The 18750-nt window shown below is 68.1% G+C and carries 12 protein-coding genes; 3 read left to right on the top strand and 9 right to left on the bottom strand.

Annotation, left to right across the window (positions count from 1 at the left end; genetic code table 11):
• Positions 1-24 precede the first annotated feature (24 nt).
• A complete protein-coding gene (locus VMT65_RS22950; protein WP_326310426.1) occupies positions 25-1191 on the top strand; it encodes a serine hydrolase domain-containing protein in 1167 nt (388 codons plus the stop codon).
• A 100-nt stretch (positions 1192-1291) separates the two neighbouring features.
• Here the strand turns inward: VMT65_RS22950 and VMT65_RS22945 are convergent, their stop codons facing one another.
• Positions 1292-1636 (bottom strand): hypothetical protein, encoded by a 345-nt coding sequence (locus VMT65_RS22945; protein ID WP_326310425.1) that lies wholly within the window; start codon positions 1634-1636, stop codon positions 1292-1294.
• A 75-nt stretch (positions 1637-1711) separates the two neighbouring features.
• Here VMT65_RS22945 and VMT65_RS22940 point away from each other — a divergent pair, with 75 nt between their 5' ends.
• The gene (locus tag VMT65_RS22940; RefSeq protein WP_326310424.1) at positions 1712-2023 is read left to right on the top strand and encodes an ArsR/SmtB family transcription factor; all 312 of its coding nucleotides are present in this window, start codon (positions 1712-1714) and stop codon (positions 2021-2023) included.
• On the top strand, positions 2020-2556 hold the full coding sequence (locus VMT65_RS22935) for an SRPBCC domain-containing protein (protein ID WP_326310423.1): 537 nt from the start codon (positions 2020-2022) through the stop codon (positions 2554-2556). Before VMT65_RS22940 ends, VMT65_RS22935 begins: the two co-directional genes overlap by 4 nt.
• Positions 2557-2573: 17 nt before the next feature.
• Here the strand turns inward: VMT65_RS22935 and VMT65_RS22930 are convergent, their stop codons facing one another.
• From VMT65_RS22930 to VMT65_RS22895, 8 genes are all read right to left on the bottom strand, one after another.
• On the bottom strand, positions 2574-3386 hold the full coding sequence (locus VMT65_RS22930; protein WP_326310422.1) for an amidohydrolase family protein: 813 nt from the start codon (positions 3384-3386) through the stop codon (positions 2574-2576).
• A 91-nt stretch (positions 3387-3477) separates the two neighbouring features.
• Positions 3478-5040: a PfaD family polyunsaturated fatty acid/polyketide biosynthesis protein gene (locus VMT65_RS22925; RefSeq protein WP_326310421.1), complete on the bottom strand. Its 1563-nt coding sequence runs from the start codon at positions 5038-5040 to the stop codon at positions 3478-3480.
• Positions 5037-7109, bottom strand: coding sequence for a beta-hydroxydecanoyl-ACP dehydratase (locus tag VMT65_RS22920; RefSeq protein ID WP_326310420.1), 2073 nt, complete (start codon positions 7107-7109; stop codon positions 5037-5039). The genes VMT65_RS22925 and VMT65_RS22920 overlap by 4 nt, the downstream gene beginning before the upstream one ends.
• Positions 7106-13924, bottom strand: a complete 6819-nt coding sequence (locus VMT65_RS22915) for a polyketide synthase (RefSeq protein WP_326310419.1) — start codon at positions 13922-13924, stop codon at positions 7106-7108. Before VMT65_RS22915 ends, VMT65_RS22920 begins: the two co-directional genes overlap by 4 nt.
• 58 nt (positions 13925-13982) lie before the next feature.
• Positions 13983-14582, bottom strand: coding sequence for an SGNH/GDSL hydrolase family protein (locus VMT65_RS22910; protein ID WP_326310418.1), 600 nt, complete (start codon positions 14580-14582; stop codon positions 13983-13985).
• Positions 14579-15829, bottom strand: a complete 1251-nt coding sequence (locus VMT65_RS22905) for an NAD(P)/FAD-dependent oxidoreductase (protein ID WP_326310417.1) — start codon at positions 15827-15829, stop codon at positions 14579-14581. The genes VMT65_RS22910 and VMT65_RS22905 overlap by 4 nt, the downstream gene beginning before the upstream one ends.
• A gap of 7 nt (positions 15830-15836) precedes the next feature.
• Complete coding sequence (locus tag VMT65_RS22900) at positions 15837-17555, bottom strand: AMP-dependent synthetase/ligase (protein WP_326310416.1); 1719 nt, start codon at positions 17553-17555, stop codon at positions 15837-15839.
• Between the two features lie 87 nt (positions 17556-17642).
• Positions 17643-18575 (bottom strand): LysR family transcriptional regulator, encoded by a 933-nt coding sequence (locus tag VMT65_RS22895; RefSeq protein WP_326310415.1) that lies wholly within the window; start codon positions 18573-18575, stop codon positions 17643-17645.
• Between the last annotated feature and the right edge of the window lie 175 nt (positions 18576-18750).

Raw genomic sequence — 18750 nt, 5'->3', positions numbered from 1 at the left:
TGGTCCCGGCAATAGCGTCGGATCATGATCTCGTCGCCGCGACGCTTGGCCCTCGCCCTCGGTCTCGTCACGATGCTGTTCACCGCGGTCGCCTGCGCGAAGTCCGATCCCGGCTCCACAGTGGCCGAGCAGTTACGCCGTGATGTGGACGCGATTCACGCGCTCGGGATCAGCGGTGTCCAGGCGCGCGCGATGGGACCCGACGGTGCGGAATCGGTTGCGACCGCGGGCACTTCCGACCTGATGACCGGCGCTCCGGTCGATCCCGATGGCTATTTCCGCATGGCCAGCACCTCGAAGACGTTGATCGCCACCGTGATTCTGCAATTGGCGTCCGAAGGCAAGCTGTCCCTGGAGGACAGCGTCGAAAGATGGCTGCCGAATGTGGTGCGCGGCAACGGTAATGACGGCGATGCGATCACCGTGCGCCAGCTTCTCCAGCACACCAGCGGCATTCACGACGACCTGCCCGGATACACAACCGCGCAGGAGTATGTCGAGCAGCGCTACAACACCTACACCTCCGAGCAACTGGTGGCGCGCGCCATGTCCCACGCCCCGGACTTCGCGCCCGGCCAGGGTTGGGAGTACTCCAATACCGGCTACATCCTCCTCACGATGATCATCGAAAAAGCCACCGGCCGACCAGCTCACGAGGAGATCCAATCCCGCATCCTGCACGCCCTCGCACTCGACCACACCCACTGGCTGGGCTCCACGCCCACCCTCCCCGACCCCCACACCAGGGCCTACCAGTACTTCGGCCCCGATTCCAGAGTCGACGTCACCGACCAGATCCCGATCGACCCCGAAGCCCTGTCCTGGGTCACCACCACCCACGACGAAAACATCTTCTTCCGAGCCCTCCTCTCCGGCCACCTCCTCCCCCCACCCCAACTCTCCGCCATGAAGCAAACCACCCCCGTCAGCACTGACCTCCAACAACTATGGCCCGGCGGCAAATACGGCCTAGGCCTAGCCGAACGTCCCCTCCCCTGCGGCGGCACCTACTGGTCCCACGAGGGCGGCGACGCCGGCTACATCACCCTCAACGGCACCACCCCCAACGGCTCCCACACCGCCACAGTCTCCATGTCCGAGGCCCTAGCCGACACCCCCGACCACATCCTCGCCCAAGAACGCACAGCCACCACCCTCATCACCCACGCCCTGTGCCCCGGCACCTCGTAAGACGCGATTTCGCCTAGCCCGAATTGGCGGTCGTGGGACGGGTTGCGGCGAACCGACTTCACCGCCCTGCGGGAGTGGATCCGGCGATGTTGGTCGGGGGTTATTGCTGGAGTTCGGGGATGGGCTGTTCCTCGAGGAGGAGGATTTCGCAGTTGGGGGCCCAGTGGAGGTGGTGGTGGTTGGAGACCATGGTCAGGGCCGCGTCTATGGAGTCGGCTTGCAGGATGGACATGCCGATGATGTCGGTGTTGGTGGGGGCGACTGCGGTGGGGCCTACGCGGCGGGCATTGCCTAGGGGGCCGCCGGGGTCGATCAGGTTGTCGCCGATGCGGTCGTGCCAGGCGGTCCAGAGTTTCATGCCTTCGGCGGCTTCGGCGGGGGTGGCCTGGGCGAATCGTTGGGCGACCGAGAGGGGGGCGCGGTAGAGGACTATGTATCGCTGCATGGAGGGAAGATAGGTGACCAAATGGTCACATGTCAATGGTCATGTGACCGCTGGGTCTCCTATAGAGTGGGCGGGGTGGAGGAGGATGCGGTGTTCAAGGCGCTTGCCGATCGCACGCGTCGGCATTTGCTCGACGCTTTGTTCGCGCGGGACGGGCAGACGCTGACCGAATTGGAATCCGAACTCGATACGACGCGATTCAATGTCGGCAAGCATCTGCGGCTGCTCGAGGAGGCCGGTCTGGTGGTGTCGGTGCGCAGCGGGCGCAAGAAGCTGCACTACCTCAATCCCGTGCCGATCAGGCTGATTCACGATCGCTGGATCGACAAGTTCACCGAACAGCGGATTTCCGCCTTGGCCGAGCTGAAAAAGGATCTGGAATCGTGAGTTTCGACCATGTGCTGCCGCGGGCCCGCCCGGAGACGACGCAGATCCATCGCGTGATCATCGCCGCACCCGCCGAGCGCATCTGGGCCGCCATCACCGAACCGGAGTGGACCGTGCGCTACGGCTTCGGCGGCCGCAGCGTGATCGAACCCCGGGTTGGCGGCGCCTTCACGGTTTTCGCGCCGTCGGGCCCGCGCCGCCTGGACGACGAACCCGAGATTCTGATCACGGGCACGGTCGTCGACTACGAGCCACCGTCGCTGCTCGGTGTCCGCATGCGGTTCCTGGGTGAGCCAGCCCTCGCGGCGGAGCCGGAAACCTACCTGCGCTACGAAATTCGCGATCGCGGTGACGGCACCTGCGCCCTCACCACCGTCCACGATGTCACCGGCGCGCCTCTGGTCTCGATCATCATCTCCGGGGATCTGGAATCGGAGGGCTTCGGCGGCGGCTATCCGTTCATGCTCAGCGATCTCAAGTCATTGCTCGAGACCGGTCGGGCCCTGCCCGTCAGCCGCCACACCCGAAACTAGGTGTGACACCGGGCCTTTCACAGCCCGAAGACGCGGCGGGCGTTGCCGTCCAGGTAGAGGGTTCGCGTCTCGTCATCCAGGTCGAGGGCGTCGAGGCCATCGAGGGCGTGTTGAGGGAAGATCATGGGGTAGTTGGTGCCGAAGAGGACCTTGTGGCGGCCGGTTCCGGTCTTCAGATACGAGATCAGTTCGGGGGGTAGGCGTTTGGTGGTGTAGGCCGAGGTGTCGATCACCACGTTGGGGTGTTTGCGGGCTACGGCGATCATTTCCTCGGTCCAGGGATAGCCGACGTGGCCGCACACGATGGTGAGTTCGGGGAAGTCCAGCGCCACCTGGTCGATGTACGGGATGGGGCGGCCGGTCTCCGAGGGCCGCAGCGGCCCGGTGTGGCCCACCTGCGTGCAGAAGGGGATGCCGAGGTCTACGCACGCGGCGTAGAGGGGGTAGAACCGGCGGTCGGTGGGTGGGGTTTCCCAGAGCCAGGGAAGGACTCGGAGGGCTTTGAAGCCTTGGTCGCGGACTCGATGGCGGAGTTCGCGCACCGATTCCATGGGCCGACGCAGGTCCACCGAGGCGATGGCGGAGAATCGGTCGGGGGCCTCGGAAACCCATTCCGCCACTTCGTCATTGGAGATGAGGACGCCCTCGGGGGCGGTCCACGCGGAGAGGAGGGCGTGGTCGACGCCCGCCGCGTCCATGACGGCCAGCGTCGATTTCAGCGGGATGTCGCCGGTGGGGATCTCCGTGCCGGACCAGCGGCGCAGGGAGGCGAACATATCGTGGGCGAGAAAACGGGGGGTGGGATGTTGGGCCCAGGCGTCGACGGTCATCTGCGCGTGCTCCTTCGCGTGGTGATGCCGCCTCCCATCATGCCGGGACCGACAGCGGCATGATGAGAGATCCGATCGATGCGTGCGGGCGTCAGCCCGCCAGTGGCCGCGGCAGATATCGGCCGACCGCGGCGGGGAGCCGCACACCGGCCGAGCGCAATTGCGCGACTCGCGTGAGGTAGGCCGCGCCGGTCATCATTTGGTCGGCGATCTCGGCCACCGTGCGATTGCCGGGCGCGGCCAGATGACTGCCCGCCACCCACGAGTTGAACGCACCCATGGCCGGGCCGCACCAGATCTGGTAGTCGGCGGCGCGTTCCGCGTCGCCGCGAATGCTCCAGCCCGAGGACAGGCCCAGATACCAGCGGAAGATGAGCGCCATCCGGGCCTTCGGGTCACGCTCGGCCGAAATCAGCTGGTCCGGGTCGCGTTCGGTGAAGAAGGCGACGCAGTCCTGCCAGACGGTGGCCAGCGGGCGGCGGAACAGCTTGGTTTCCAGGTCCTTCCGCACCTCGGCGGGCAGCGCATCGATGCCGTCGTAGGCTCGATACAGCTCGTAGAGCCGCTGGGCACGCGTGGCGAACATGCTGCCGCGTCGCAACACCTGCACCTGGACGCCCATCTCGAACATGTCCGAGGACGGTGCCATCACGCAGTCGGCGAACTCCGCGGTCGCGAGTAGCGCCTTGGTGGCGTCGCACTGCGCCGCTTCCCGCGCCGACTGGTTGATCGACCCGGTCACGATGTAGGCCGCGCCCATGGCGAAGGCACCGGCCGCGGCATCGGGGGTGCCGATGCCGCCCGCCGCACCGATCCGCACGCCCGCCGCGGCGGGCACGGAGCATGCGATGCGGTCGCGGGTGGCCAGTAGTTCGGGCAGCAGTACCACCAGTGGGCGACGGTCGGTGTGACCGCCCGAATCCGCCTCGGCGGTAATGTCATCGGCCATGGGAACCTGCGCCGCCGATTCGGCTTGTGCCGCGGTCAGGCGGCCGTCTGCGACCAGGTGATTCAGCAGTCGGCCCGGAGCGGGTCGCAGGAACAATTCCGCGACTTCGGTGCGAGACACCTTGGCAATCACGCGATTCCGAATCTCGATTCGGCCGCTGCGATCCACCGCCAGTCCGGTGGCTCGATAGCGCACCACTTCGGCGGTGAGATCCATGAACGCCGACGCCTCCACACAACGCACCTCATGGCGCAGGCAGGCATCCACGATCGCCCGTTCCAATGCAGGTTCGGAGGGGCTGTGGATCAGATTGCAGGCGAACGGCTTTCCCGCCAGTCGCCGAGAGAGCTCGCCCAGCGCGGCGTCGACCACCGCCGGGGTCACACCCGCCGCACCATAGCTGGCCAGGTATCCCGCCTCGGACAGCGCGATCACCAGCGCTGGCGAGGCGATTCCGTTCGCCATCGCACCGGCCGCATAGGCCGCCCGCACGCCGTGTGCGGAGCGAAAGGCACTGTCTCCCAACTGTTCCACTGGCAGCGGTGGCACCGCTGCCAGAATCTGAGCCCGCGCCGCGAGTGCCGGATCGGATGTCGCCCCGACCGACCCCTCGGACCTGACGATCCAGCACGGTCGGTGCAGGTCGAGCAGAACCTCGGTGATATCGGCGCTATCGATGGCCAAAGGTGAACGGACGGCGGTCATTCCGACGCCTTTCGATCGGCGAGCTCGACCGCGAGGTCGATGAGTTCATAAATGCGCAGTCCCGGCTTCCACAGCGAGCCGTCCACGACCACAATCGCTCCGTGCCCGTCACGCCGCACGGATTTGATGTGCGCCTCCAGTTCGACGGTCCCGTCAGTGGGCAGGAACTGCCCCCGGTACCGCCAGCTGAAGGCGATCCCGGCCGGAATCCGGAATACCGGGTCAGCCATGCCGTCGGCGAATCCCGCGTCCAGCATCCACTCCTGCACGGCGTGGATGACCGACTCGACACCCAGTGAGCCCGGGATCACCGGGTCCAGGTGGAAATGCCTCGCGAAGAACCAGTCCTCCGGATCGATGGCCCGCAGCGAATGCAGATATCCCGCACCGTAATTCCCGCCCTCGTCGACCACCTCGACGCGGTCGATGAGGGCCAGCTTGCGCCGCGAGCAGGCCCGGGCGGCCGGATCGGCACGGCGGGCCGCCACATCGATGACGCGGGTGGCCGCCTCCGGGTGCGCGGCGAGCCAGCTCGGCACGGACCGCCCGGCGTCGAGACCGGTCTGGTTGCCCAATGCCTGGTCGCTGAAGTACCCGAACATGGTCTCGCCCTGGTAGAACGGCTCGCCGTCCACGCTGAGCGTGTAGTCGAAGGTCTGCAGGGACGAGCCCGGCAGGATGGTGGTCGACAGCAGGCGCGAGGACTGCTGAATCGTCTTGTCCCGCAGGTCGATCTGCCGCAGCACCGTGGCCGTGCCGCCCAGATTGCGCAGACTCAGCGTGGTGCCGGGCTGGGTCAGGGTCGGCCCGGCGTAGTAACCCATGAGCAGCGCCGCCTGCAGCGATGTCTCCATGTACACGAAGTGCGGCATGGAATCGTTGGCCGTGTCCCCGTAGTACCAGGAGTCGCCGGGCGAGTCGTATTCGGTGTCGTACGAGGCGGATTCGAGATTGCCACGGGCACCGTCGAACCGCAGCACCCGATCCACCAACAGCAGCCCACCGGTGGGCAACCGCGTCGCTCGCACCCCCGTGTACGGCGCGAACTCCGGCCCCATGGCAATGGCTTGATCACCACGGGCCAGATGGGCCATATGGAACTCGTTGAGCAGCAACCCCGGTGCGGCCTCGCCCGGCCCGACGCCCGCACCCGCCTGCTCGGCGACCATCACCGTGACCGCGACGGGCTCGGGCACACCCTCGAGACGCGCCGTCGCTTGTAGGAACGGACGCGGCACCACATCAAGGCGCTCGACGACCAGTTCCACCGCACCGGAGGCGATTTCGACCGTGGTCTCCCCCACCCCACCGGTCAGTGTGCTGCCCGACAAGCACAGCGGCATCCCGGTGAAGAGGGCGAACACCTCGGCGGCCTGCAAGGCCGCGGCCCGCGGATCGCCCTGGAACCGCGCCACCACCCGGCCATTGCCGATGCCGCCGTACAACTCGATCGAACTCACCTCGGTGAGAACCAGCGGTGTGGAAGCCGCCAGTCGAGCAGCCACCTCCACCCCGTCGCGCCGATGCGAGGCACCGAACACACTCCCCATCTCCGCCACCGCGAGCAGTTCCAGCGTGCCCCGGTCCAACCGCACGACTGTGGTGCGGGCCAGTGGCTTGAACGCCCCTTCTGCGGCATGGAATCGCACCTGCGCCGAATACTCGCTCGCCGCGGGCGAGTTCGCCGCGGCGACAGTCCCGGCCGCGTCCGCTCCCCCGATCTCGTCCGTGCCCATCAGGGGCGCGGGAACTTCCGCCTCGGCCGCCGCACGCCCGTGCGCCCGCCGCCATATCTCGCGCTGTAGTGCGGTCTGGGCCGTCAGAGCCGCCCGGTGCGCCTCGATGACGCCCGCACGGATCTGGGCGATCGCCTCGGCAGCGACCGACTGTGCCGCGAGACGCGTGCTCGCACCTTCCGATCCGGCTGCCAGGTAGGTCGATTCGTCGACCACCCGCGCCGATTCGAGCATCGGAGTACGCGGTTCGGGAGCCGGGGTGGCCGGTTCGGGCGTGGATCGTTCCATGCCCAGCGGATTGAAGGGGATGCCGTCGAAGTCGAGAGCTGTCATGCTGTCCACCGCCTCACCGAGGTTCGGAATTTCTCTGTCAGGTCGGGTGTCGTCAGGACAGTGACGTCCGAGAAGCGTTGCAGCACTGTGCCTTCGGTGGACAGGGCCGTCGCGTCGATCAGGGCTTCCATGCGGGTGGCCCGGGGGTTGTCGACGAGCACCAGGAACGGTGCGGTCGAGGGCAGTGGGTGGAAATAGTCGATTCGGCCGACGCCCAGGGGCAGGCAGGCCGCGCCCAGAAGACGGTAGCCCAGGACCGGCGGGCATTGCAGGATCAGGTCGGCGAGGACCGGATCGTGGAGTCGGCTCGCGAATGCGCCGTGCGCCACCGGGTTTGCGGCGAGCTCGCATTCGAAGACGATGGACGCATCGCCTTCGGTGCGGATCGTGCGCAGGCCTTGCAGGGCCGGTGCGTGGAATTGGATCGCGTCGCGGTAGATCCGCTCGGCGCTCTCGCCGGGGCCGTACGGGAGCTGGATCGACGCGGTCAGAGGTGGCAAGACTTCCGAAGTGTCGGACAGCAGCAGGGTGGCGCGGAATCGAGCGGCCGAGTCGGCGATGACGGTGACGCGCAGCGCTGTGTGACCGTCCACCGGCTCCGCGGGGTCGAGCTCGAACTCCAGGGTGGTCACCGGGTGGTCGAAGACCAGCCCCTTGAGCACCTGGAAGTCCCTTGCTCCCACCACGATTCGTCCCGGATGGGTGCGCTCGGCCAGATTCACCATCGCGCCCAGCCCGAACGTGGCCGGGAGCACGATGTGCTCACCGATCCGATGCGCCGCGATCACCGGCTCCTCTACCAGCCCGGCAATCCCGCGCCGGGCCCGCACCGGCACCGTGGGGGTGTCGACCGTCGAGAGCGCGGTGGCGGCCCCGACCAACAGGATTGGCTCTTCCCGTCGTGCCGCGGTGAACTGCGCGGTGAACGCGGCCGCTCCGGCCGCCGGGGCCAGCAGCGGCACGCCGCGCGCCGCGAAGTGCTCACGCAGTGCGGGAGTCACCATGCCGCCATCCCACGCACCCCAGTCGAGCGCGGTCACCCGGCGTTCGGGATCGCGCGCACCCCAACTGACCGCGAACCGCCCCAACGCCTCATTGGCCGCCGCGTAATCGGCCTGCCCGGTATTGCCGAACAGTCCGGCCACCGAGGCGAACAGAATCAGATGCTGCGGCTCGCCAGCCGCCGCCAGCACAGCGGCCAATCCGCTCAACTTCGGCCCGAACACCCGACCGATCGATTCCGCCGTCTTGTCCGGAATCAAGGAGTCCGCCAACACCCCTGCGCCGTGCACGACGCCGGTGATCGCCCCACACTGAGAGCGACCTGCCCGTGCCCCACCGTCGTCCTGTGACTCCCGCCCCTCCTCGGCGGTCGAGAAACCTTGCGCCACCGAGGCGGAAGCCTCGCCTGCTTCCCGGGCGGGAGCCTCGCCTCCGTCGAGCGCGGAACCATGGCCCGCCGCGAGCGGGGCGGTATCGCCCGGCATCGGACGCCGGGCGGCATTGCGCCACGGTGCCAGCGCCTCGGCCAGTGCGGTGGCGTCGGTGGCGTCGACCGCGAGGTAGTCGGCTCGGTCGCCGAGTTCGGCCAGGGTTCGGCGGATTTCGCGGACCGCGCGGACGTTCGCGCAGGCCTTGTCGATATCGCGCGGGGTGACTCCGGTTCCGGCCAATGCGCGCACCGCGGCCGGTTTGAGGTCGGCGTCGGCCACGGTCGCGGCCCACTCCGGGTCGTCGGTCAGTTCCGTGCGGCCCAGGAGTACGAAGCGGCACTTGGTGTGTCGTGCGAGTTCGAGGACGCAGGTGGCGGTGACGCCGCGTGCGCCGCCGGTCACCACGAGGGTGTCGGCTTCGGTGAGCAGCGAGTCGCCGAAATCTGTTCCGGCACGGACGATATCGATGCTGCGCGCTGCTCCATGTCGGCTCGGCACCGGCGTGCGGCGGACGGCGGCGGCGTCGATGCCGACCTCGAGAGTGTCGAGGGCGGCGTCACACAGTTCCTCGAGCACCAATTCGGCCAATCGGTGCGGCAGGATCTCCGGATCGATGTCGAGGGCCCGGCAGAACAGCGAGGGCTGCTCGGCGGCAAGGGTTTTCACCAGTCCGCCGAGCCCGCCCAGCAGCGCCGCGACCGGGTCGGCGTCACCACGGAAACCGAGGTGGCCATCGAGCCGGGTTATGGTCGCGAACCCGGCCCGCCCCTCGGCGGCCCGCAGGCGGGGCACAACCTGACCGGCGACGAGGATCGCATCGGTCAGAATGCCCTGTGCCTGCGCCCATTCGGTCGCCACACCGGCCACCATCACGCAGACGTCCACCGGCCCGGCCCCCGCCACCCCGTCGGGACCGGAGACCCGGCGCACCGACCAACTCCGCGCCCGCAGCAGCTCTTCCAGTGCCTCGCAATCGGTTTCACCCGACTCGTCCAAGCACACCACTAGCGCGTGCCCGGCCGCCCGATACGGTTCCACCGCCGGATCCACCGGAGCCAGCTCGACGAGTTCCACCACATGCCGCGGCGTTTCGGCCGCGGCCTCAGCTTTTGGGTGAACATCACCCCCGGCCAACTCGCCCACGATCTGATCCAACGTCCGCAACGTCCCCAACTGCTCCGGCCCCAACACCGGTAGATCCGGAAAACGCTCCTGCAGAGCGCCGATCACCTGCACCCGCTTGATGGAGTCGACCCCAAGGTCTGCCTCCAGATCCATGGTCGGATCAACCATCTCCACCGGATACCCGGTCTTGTCCGCGACCACCTCGCGCAGCGCCTGCCGCAACACATCGGCGGAAGCGCCAGAATTCACCTCCGCAGCAGTGCTATCCGCCCCGCTCGCAAGGCCATCGCCGCCCGCCGAGCCAACCAGCTCCTCCGCAACCTGATCCAGCGTCCGCAGCGTCCCCAACTGCTCGGGCCCGAGCACCGGCAGCTCCGGGAACCGCTCCTGCAGCGCCCCGATCACCTGCACCCGCTTGATCGAATCGACCCCAAGATCCGCCTCCAGATCCATAGTGGTGTCGACCATCTCGACCGGATACCCGGTCTTCTCCGCCACCACCTCGCGCAGCGCCTGGCGCACCGCCTCGGCCGACAGCGCAGCCGAGCCACCGACGGCCGCTTCAGCCCGCGACTCGGACGGGGCTTCATCCACCTCGGACGCGAGGCCATTGCCAGACACCGGGGTCGCGGTGTCCACCGCAAAGCCATTGCCGGACACCGCATGCTGGGCAGCAGCAGGGGTCGGCGCGGACGCTACGAGGGCGTTCTCAGGGGCGGCGGCCAGAGCCTGCGTGGACGCGGCCTGGCCGTGCGGCAGGCCCGTGGGCGCGGTGACGATCGGATCCGACTCGACGTAGACCCGGCCCGGGCGAGGCTGCCCGCCACCTTCCAGCGCCGCCAGCTGCGCCACCACATCACCAGCACGCGAGTGGCTTTCACTGATCGCGAGCCCGTGATCCTTCACAGCCTCGATGGCACGCACCAGCATCTCGTCGACATGCCCGTGGCGCAGCGCCCCGGCCAGGTCGCGAGCCAGCTCGAGCTGACCATCCAAATAGTGGCGATGCGTGTTCAAGTGCTGCACCAGCGCGCTGTCCAGCGCGTCCGGCGAAGGAATGCGGTACTCCGGTTCCGCGGTCACAGATTTCTCCAAAGTGCTGGGAGGGGCGGACAGGTCGCCCCGGCCGGATTTGGGAATGGGATTGGGCAGGCGGCCGTGGCCACCATTGGAGCCGAGCGTGGCCGCCGTGCCCGGCGCGACACTGCCCGCGTTGGACGCGACCGCCATCGCTGAGGGCGTCGGCGCGACAACAGCACTCGCGTGCTGCCCGTCGCCGCTGTTCTCGGCGAAGGCATTCGGAGTGCCCGATGGGGTGGCGATGGCCGCCGATGAGGCCATGGCAGGGGCCGGCGCGAGGCCGCCGTTGGTTGTGTGGGCCGCGGTAGCGCCTGCGGTCGTGGAGGTCTCGGGCGCGGTGATTCCCGCGACCGGTGCGAGGTTCACCCGGTAGCCGTCGGACAGGGCTGCGGCGTAGGCCGCGCGGCGGGTTTCGGGGACGTATTCGGGGGCCGAGAGCTTTACCGTCATGGCTGGTTTGCGGGCTGGGGTGGGGGGCTCGGGTGCGGTGTAGCGGTTGATGCCGTGGATGGCGAAGCCCAGGATGGCGAGGCGGACGGCGGCGCGTTTGAGGGTGAGGTCGCCGTTGCCGATGGGGCCGGGGTCGGTGGGGATGGCGATGATTTCGTCGCCGAAGGTGCGGCGGACCAAAGAGGTGAGGACCTGTTTGGGGCCGAATTCCACGAAGACGGTGCAGCCGTCGGCGCGCATGGCGGTGAGGGCGGCGTGGAATTCCACGGGGTTGCTCAATTGGGCGGTGAGGGTGGCGCGGTTGGTTTCGATGTCGTCGCCGTAGGACGCGCCTCGGGTGTCGGCGTAGACGCGGGCGGCGGGTTCGCCGATCGTCACCTTGGCGACTGCCGTGCCGAATGATTCCACGGCGTGGCTCACATACGGGGTGTGGAAGGCCCCGGAGACCGGCAGAGCCCTTGTGATCCAGCCCTTTTCGGTGAAGCGCTCGGTGACCGCGTCGATACCGGCGGTGCCGCCGCCGACGACCACCTGATCGGGGGCGTTGTGGTTGCAGATCCACACGTCGTCCACGCCCTCGAGGGCCTTTTCGACCTCCTCGCGCGCCGCGCCGACCGCCACCATGGTGCCCGCCTCGACTCCCTCGGGCACGGTCATGGCCGCGCCTCGGGCTCTGGCCAGGGAGTAGAAGTCCTCGGTGGTGATCGCTCCGGAAGCCCACAGCGCGGTCAGTTCACCGAAGCTGTGACCCAGATACCCGTCCGCGCGGAAACCGAACTCGCTCAGCACGGCGAACTGCCCCGCCGACAGCGCGCCAATGGCGGGCTGTGCGAATTCGGTGCGCCGCAGGGTGTTCTCCTGCTCCGAGCGAGTCTCCTCGTCGAAGGCGGGCGGTGGGAATACGACGGCAGCGAGTCGCGTCTCCGCCCCGGCGAAGGCCGCATTGGCGGCGTCGAAGGCCGCTCCGACCGGCGGATTGTTCAGCGCCGCAGCGGCTCCCATATCCACGTACTGGCTGCCCTGACCGGCGAACAGCGCGCCCACCTTGCGCTCGGGCAGCGCGGCGGCGCGGAAGTACACACCCTCGGGGTGATCCCAGTGCGCCGCTTCGGGATTGCGCGTCAGCTCGTCCACGACCAGTTCACGCAGGTCTGCCACGGCGTCGTCATCCAGCGAAACGAAACCGACCCGGGCATGATCCTCGGGGATGTCGCCACCATCGCCGCCCTCGGTGTCGCGCACGGCCGCGATCAGCGCCTCTACATCCGGCGCATGCCAGATGTGCGCCCGCGGCGTCCGATGCAGCAGTTGCCCGCGCACACCGTCGGCCTCCTCCAGCACAACGTGGAAATTGGTGCCGCCGAACCCCATTGCCGACACGGCCGCCCGGCGCACGGGCCGCGCCGGATCCAGGATCCACGGCCGAGTCCGCGAGTTCACATAGAAAGGCGCAGCCTCGGAAGCGATTTCGGCATTCGGTGCATCGACATTGATCGTCCCCGGCAACACCTTCTGATGCAGCGCCAGCGCCAACTTCATGATGCTGGCCGTACCCGCCGCACCCTTGGTATGCCCGATCTGGGACTTCACACTGCCCAGAGCGGCGAACCGGGATTCCGAACTCGCCTCGGACAGCAGCCCTTTCAACGCGGTCAACTCGGTCTTGTCACCGACCGCCGTACCGGTGGCATGCGCCTCGATGAGCTCCACATCGGCGGGCGAGCAATCCGCGTCGGCATAGGCGCGGTCGAGAGCCAGCCGCTGCCCCTTCGCGACCGGCGCATAAATGCTCTTCGCCCGCCCATCACTCGAGGACCCGAGCCCGCGAATCACCGCGTACACCCGGTTCCCATCCCGCCGCGCGTCCTCCAGCCGCCGCAGCGCCAGCATCGAAATGCCCTCGCCCAGCAGCGTCCCATCCGCCCCGGCCCCGAACGGGCTGATCCGCCCGCTGTGCGACAGCGCACCCACCTTGCTGAAGCACATGTAGATGAAGATGGTGTTCTCGGTGTCCACGCCACCGGTGATCATCATGTCGGCCCGGCCGTCCCGCAGCTCCGCGATGGCCGTGCGAATCGCCGCCAGCGAGGCCGCGCACGCCGCGTCCACGGTGCAGTTCATGCCGCCCAGCCCGAGCCGATTGGCCACCCGCCCGGCCACCACATTGGCGAGCAGACCCGGGAACGAATTCTCTTCCCACGGCGCGAAAGCCGCCGCGTATCGAGAGGCGATGGCCCGCGCATCGGCCTCGGACAGCCCGACCGACCGGGCCGCCTCCTCCAGCACCGGCGTCGAGAGCCGCGCCGCCAGCGGATGCATGAGCGGCACCGGCCCGGTGGTCCCCAGCACCACGCCGGTGCGCGCCGGGTCGTACCAGCCCGACCCGGTCGCGCCCGCGTCGACCAGCAGATCGCGCGCCACACCCAGGCTGAGCGTCTGCATGGTGCTGGTGACCTCGAGTTGGTTGGGCGGCAGCCCGAACTCGAGCGGATCGAAATCCACGTCCGGCACGAAAGCGCCACGGCGCGAATAGGTTTTATCGGGAGTCGCCGGATCCCGGTCGTAGTAGTCGTCCAGGCTCCAGCGGGAGGCGGGCACCTCCTCGGTGCAGTCCACGCCGTCGACGATGTTCTGCCAGTACTCTCGATGGTTGCGTGCCTTGGGCAGCAGGCCCGACATCCCGACAATGGCAATCGGGTCGCGTGCCAGGCGTCTGTCGTCCGTCACGAATAATCCTCTCGAAGGTGCCGAAACTCGACACTGTCGCTGTGGCCGGTGTCGCCGATCACGCGGCGACCGTGGTGGCGGTAATCGTCGAAATCAGTTCGGCCGCACTGGCGGCGAACAGTCGGTGTCCGGACGGGCTGGGGTGCAGCCCGTCCTCGGTCCAGGTGCTCGCGCGCTCCCATTCGGGGCGTGCGGACAGATCCAGAAGCAGGACCCCGTGGTCGGCGGTGACCCGGGCCATGGCGGCATTGGCGAAGGCGAAGCGCTCCCGCAGCAGCTCGCGGAAGCCATCCGGAACCGGCAGGCGCGCCGGGATATCCGGGTAGTCGGCGGTGAAAACTGTTGCACCGGTGGAGCGCAGCGCGCCGAACAGCGCATCCAGATTGGCCTCGAAGGCATCCGGGTCGTAGGCGCTCACGAGATCGTTGACGCCCACCACCACGCCATACAGCTCGGCCCGCACGGCGGCGGGCAGCTGCTCGCGCAGCACATCACCGGTGGTCGCGCCGTGCACGCCCAGATTCCGAAGGGCGTTGGGCCGCAACCCCAGCTGCGCGCCCAGTCGGGACACCCAGCCGCGGTATCCCCCGGCCGCGGCCGGATCGCCGCGGCCCTCGACGAAGCTGTCACCCAGCGCGACCAGACCGACCCCGGTCATAGCGCCGCCTCGGCCTTGCTGACATGGCGCGCCTCGACCGGGAAGTCGACCAGCTCGTACAGTTCGGCCAGTTCGGTCTCACCGAAGAACTTCTCGGGCGGGTACAGCCCTGCGATCAAACCGAAGAACTTCTTCGAGTAGTCCGGGCTCATGCTGGTGGCGCGGAACACCGAGTCGTAGTACGGGGTCAGCGACAGCTCGGAAATGCTGGTGGTCAGCTCATAGGTGCTGGCGCTCTGCGCGTCGCGCTCACGCTGGTATTCGGGCAGCGTCTCCTCGAAAGGCCGTCCGCCCGCGAGGCTTTCACCGGCCAGGTCGGCCAGCAGCTGCGCGTACTTGAACGAGTCGGTGATGCCCCAGCCGGTGAAGGGGTCCTTGTGATATCCGGCATCGCCGACCAAGGCCCAACCCGGCCCGAAGGACTGCCGACGGTAGTTGTCCGGGTACAGCATGGGCCGGAACGGCTCCACCCGACGGCCCGTATCCCGCAGGCGCGCACCGATTTCCGGATCGATCTGATCCACGATCTCCTGCACCCCGGCGTCCGGGTCGGTGCGGAACTCGCGGAACCGGTCCCGCTTGCGCATGACCGCGACCAGGTACAGCTCGTCATTGGTCGGCCAGGCCGCGAACTGCTGCTCGCCGAAACCGGTGCGGTGCTGCATGCCCCAGTCGATGCCCTCGTAGTAGGAGTAGTAGACGAAGCAGGCCGCGGGCGAACCCTCGTAGACCTGCGCGCCCACCTCCTTGGCCACGGTCGAGCCCGAACCGTCCGCGCCCACCACCAGCGTGGCCCGGAACTCCTGCTCCGCGCCCTCGCCCACCCGGCCGCGAATACCGATCACCCGGTCGCCGTCGCGCAGCAGCCCGGTCACCGCGAAGCCCGAGATCACCTCGGCCCCGGCCTCGCCGGCGGCGTCGACCAGGATCTTGTCCAACACGGTGCGGCGCGGGCAGTACACGGCGTCGATGCCGTCGGCCGCCGGATCGGCCATACCCCGAATGTCGATATCGGTGTAGGTGAAGTTGAGGTGCCGCACCGGCGGGCAGCCGGTGGCGGTGACGCGGTCGAGCAGACCCCAGGACTTCAGGAAGCCCAGCCCGGCCTGGTGGATGTAGTGCGTGGACGGGGTGTCGCTGGGGAACTGGGCCCGGTCCACCGCCAGCACCCGGAAACCCTGGCGGGCCAGCAGCATGGCCAGCGGGGCACCCGACACACGGGTACCGACAACGATGACGTCGTACATGCTCAGATCACTTTCGGGTCGTCGAGTAGAGGAGATCGATATCGGCCGAATAGGTTTCCGCGATCGCGGTGCGACGCAGTTTCAGTGAGGAGGTCAACAATCCATTGGCGATGGTGAAATCGCCTGCCACAATGCGAAATTCCCGAATTGATTCCGCCCGCGAAACCAAGGAATTGGCATCATCCACGGCGGATTGCACGGCGGTCGTGAGATCGCGTCCCGGATGTTCGCGCAACCAATTCTCAGCGCGCTCGGCATCCAGGGTCACCAATGCGGTGACAAAGGCGCGACCCTCCCCCACCACCATGCAATTGCTGACCAAAGGATGCAGCCGCACCCGGTCCTCCAGCGGAGTGGGCGCAACATTCTTGCCGCCCGAGGTGACGAGAATTTCCTTCTTGCGTCCGGTGATTCGCAGATACCCGTCATCGAGCTCGCCGATGTCGCCGGTGTGCAGCCAACCGTCGGCGTCGACCGGCTTCTGCGCCCCGGCCGCACCCCAGTAGCCGGGCGACACGTGCGGGCCGCTGACCAGCACCTCACCGTCGGCGGCAATGGCCACCGCGGTGCCGGGAATCGGCTTCCCCACGGTCCCGAGGCGATTGGTCTCCGGCGCGCTCACCGTGACCGCGGTCGCGGCCTCGGTCAAGCCGTAGCAGTTCAGGATCACCGTGCCGAACGCGGCGTAGAACCCGGCGGTCGAATCATCCAGCGACGCACCGCCGGAGATGACATAGCGCAGGCGCCCGCCCAGCGCCGCGGCGACCGGCTCCTCCAACGCCTCGGGCTCATCCCGCCGAATCCCGTGTTCGGCCGCGTCGGTCCCCTGGGCCCCCGCCGACAGCCGCGACAGCCCGACCGCGACCGCCTCCCGCTCCGCCTCCGCACTCAGCAGCGACCGGCAGTGCTTGCGAATCTTCTCCAGCGCGTAGGGAATCAGCGCCAGGAACGTGGGCCGCAGCCGCGGCAGCGCCGGGACCAGTTCCGGAATCCCCGGCAGCAGATGGGTCGCCGCGCCGCCGAACAGGCAGGCGAACAGCATGGTCTGCCCGAACACGTGCGAGAGCGGCAGCGCCAACGCGGTCACACCGTCGAACAGCCGCCCCGTCTGGCGCACCGTATTCGCCGAGGACACATACATGTTCCGGTGGGTGATCATGCAGCCCTTGGACAGACCGGTCGTCCCGCTGGTGTAGACGATCATGGCCAGGTCGTCGGCCCCGACCGCCGCGGTGTGCTCGGCCAGATCCGCCCGGATCTCGCCCTCGGCCCAGTCGCGGATCTCGGCGAAATCCCACACCTCGCCGGCGCCCGCCGCGCTCAGCCGCTCGGCGTCCGCGCCGGTCTCGGCCGCGAAATACGTACTCCCGCTGTCGCGCAGAACGTGCTCGATCTGCGCGGCCGAGGAGGTCGGATACACCGGCACCACCACCGCGCCGATCGCCAACGCCGCCAGATCCAGCAGCGCCCAGGCCAGCCCGGTGCGGCCCAGCACCACCACCCGGTCCCCGGCCGCCACCTGGCGATCGAGCAGCGCCGAGGCCACCGCCCGCACCTGCCGGTCGAATTCCGCGCAGGTCAGGGGCGCGGCCTCGCCGTCGGCGAGGGTCTCGCGGTCCGGATGCCGGTAGGCCGCCTCGGCGACGATAGTGTAGAGACTCGCGGTGGCGGGCGGTTCGATACCGTTTCCGGTGACGGATCTATCGATGACAGACGCGATGTTCACGTACCGAATTCTGGTCGGCGACAATCATTCTCGTCGCCGCCCGACCGGCTGTTCCTACCGCGCGAAAGTCATTGCCTATCGAATAGCTCAGGCCGGTACCGGCCGGGCATCATCGAGGGGTGCGGGTTCCGCGGAATCCACACAATCCAGGAAGGCCGCCACCGCCAGATTCTGTTCCTCCGCCCGCCACACCGCATACAAATCCAGAGTGGGTACCGGGTCCAAAAGTTTGACCGCCACCGAATTGCTGCCCGGCGCACCCATTCCCATGGAAATGGCCCGCGGCAACGAGGCGAATCCGACCATTGGACGCACCGACACCATGTGCGCCGTCGCACCCGGATCATCGGCGTGATGGGCCACGTTCAAGGTGATCCGCGCCTGCGCGGCCGCCCGGAAGATGGTGTCGTACATGGCCGGACATTGCTCGCGGGCGAACAGCACACAGTCCTGACCCTGCAGCTCCGCGAACGGCACCCCTGGGCGATCCGCCCACCGGTGCCGCCGCCCCACCACCGCCACCAACGGAACCCGGTGCAGCAGTCGCCGATAGCGGAATTCGGCGGTGCTGGGGTGTCCGTAGACCAGGGCGATATCGAGGGACCCGTCCGACAGCGCCGCCAGCTGCGGCCCGGTGCGCTTCTCCCACAACGACACCACGATGTCGGGATGCCGCTCGGTCATGCGCACCAGCGCCTCCGGCAGCACGTGGCGGCTCGCGGGCAGGTTGTAGCCGATGGCCAGGCTGCCCTGCCTGCCCTCGGCGGTGGCCTTGGCGGCCCGCGCCGCCCGATCCATCTGGGCCACGATCTGACGTGCTTGAAGTTCGAACTCGCGCCCGGCCGCGGTCAGCCGGACCTCGTGTGAATTCCGGGCGACCAGCTGGACCCCGAGCGACTTTTCCAGTTTCTGCAGCTGGGCGCTGAGACTGGGCTGCGTGAGATGAAGGCGCTGCGCTGCGCGACCGAAGTGCAACTCTTCGGCGATCGTGATGAACGAGACTAGATGTCGGAACTCCATGACGAAGGCTCCTTCCGAGTACTCGTCACGGTAGCGGGGGCAGGTAACCGATAATGAACCGCGACCGCACAGTCGCCCCCGGTTAAGTTGCCTGGCAGTGAATCACCGATGTGATTCCCGTCTCTCAGGAACAAGCGGGCGGGGCTGTTCGTTGTCACTCTACGACCTGTCCACC

Source organism: Nocardia sp. CDC153 (assembly GCF_035818515.1).
Taxonomy (GTDB): domain Bacteria; phylum Actinomycetota; class Actinomycetes; order Mycobacteriales; family Mycobacteriaceae; genus Nocardia.
This window is presented reverse-complemented; position numbering and strand designations above follow the sequence as displayed.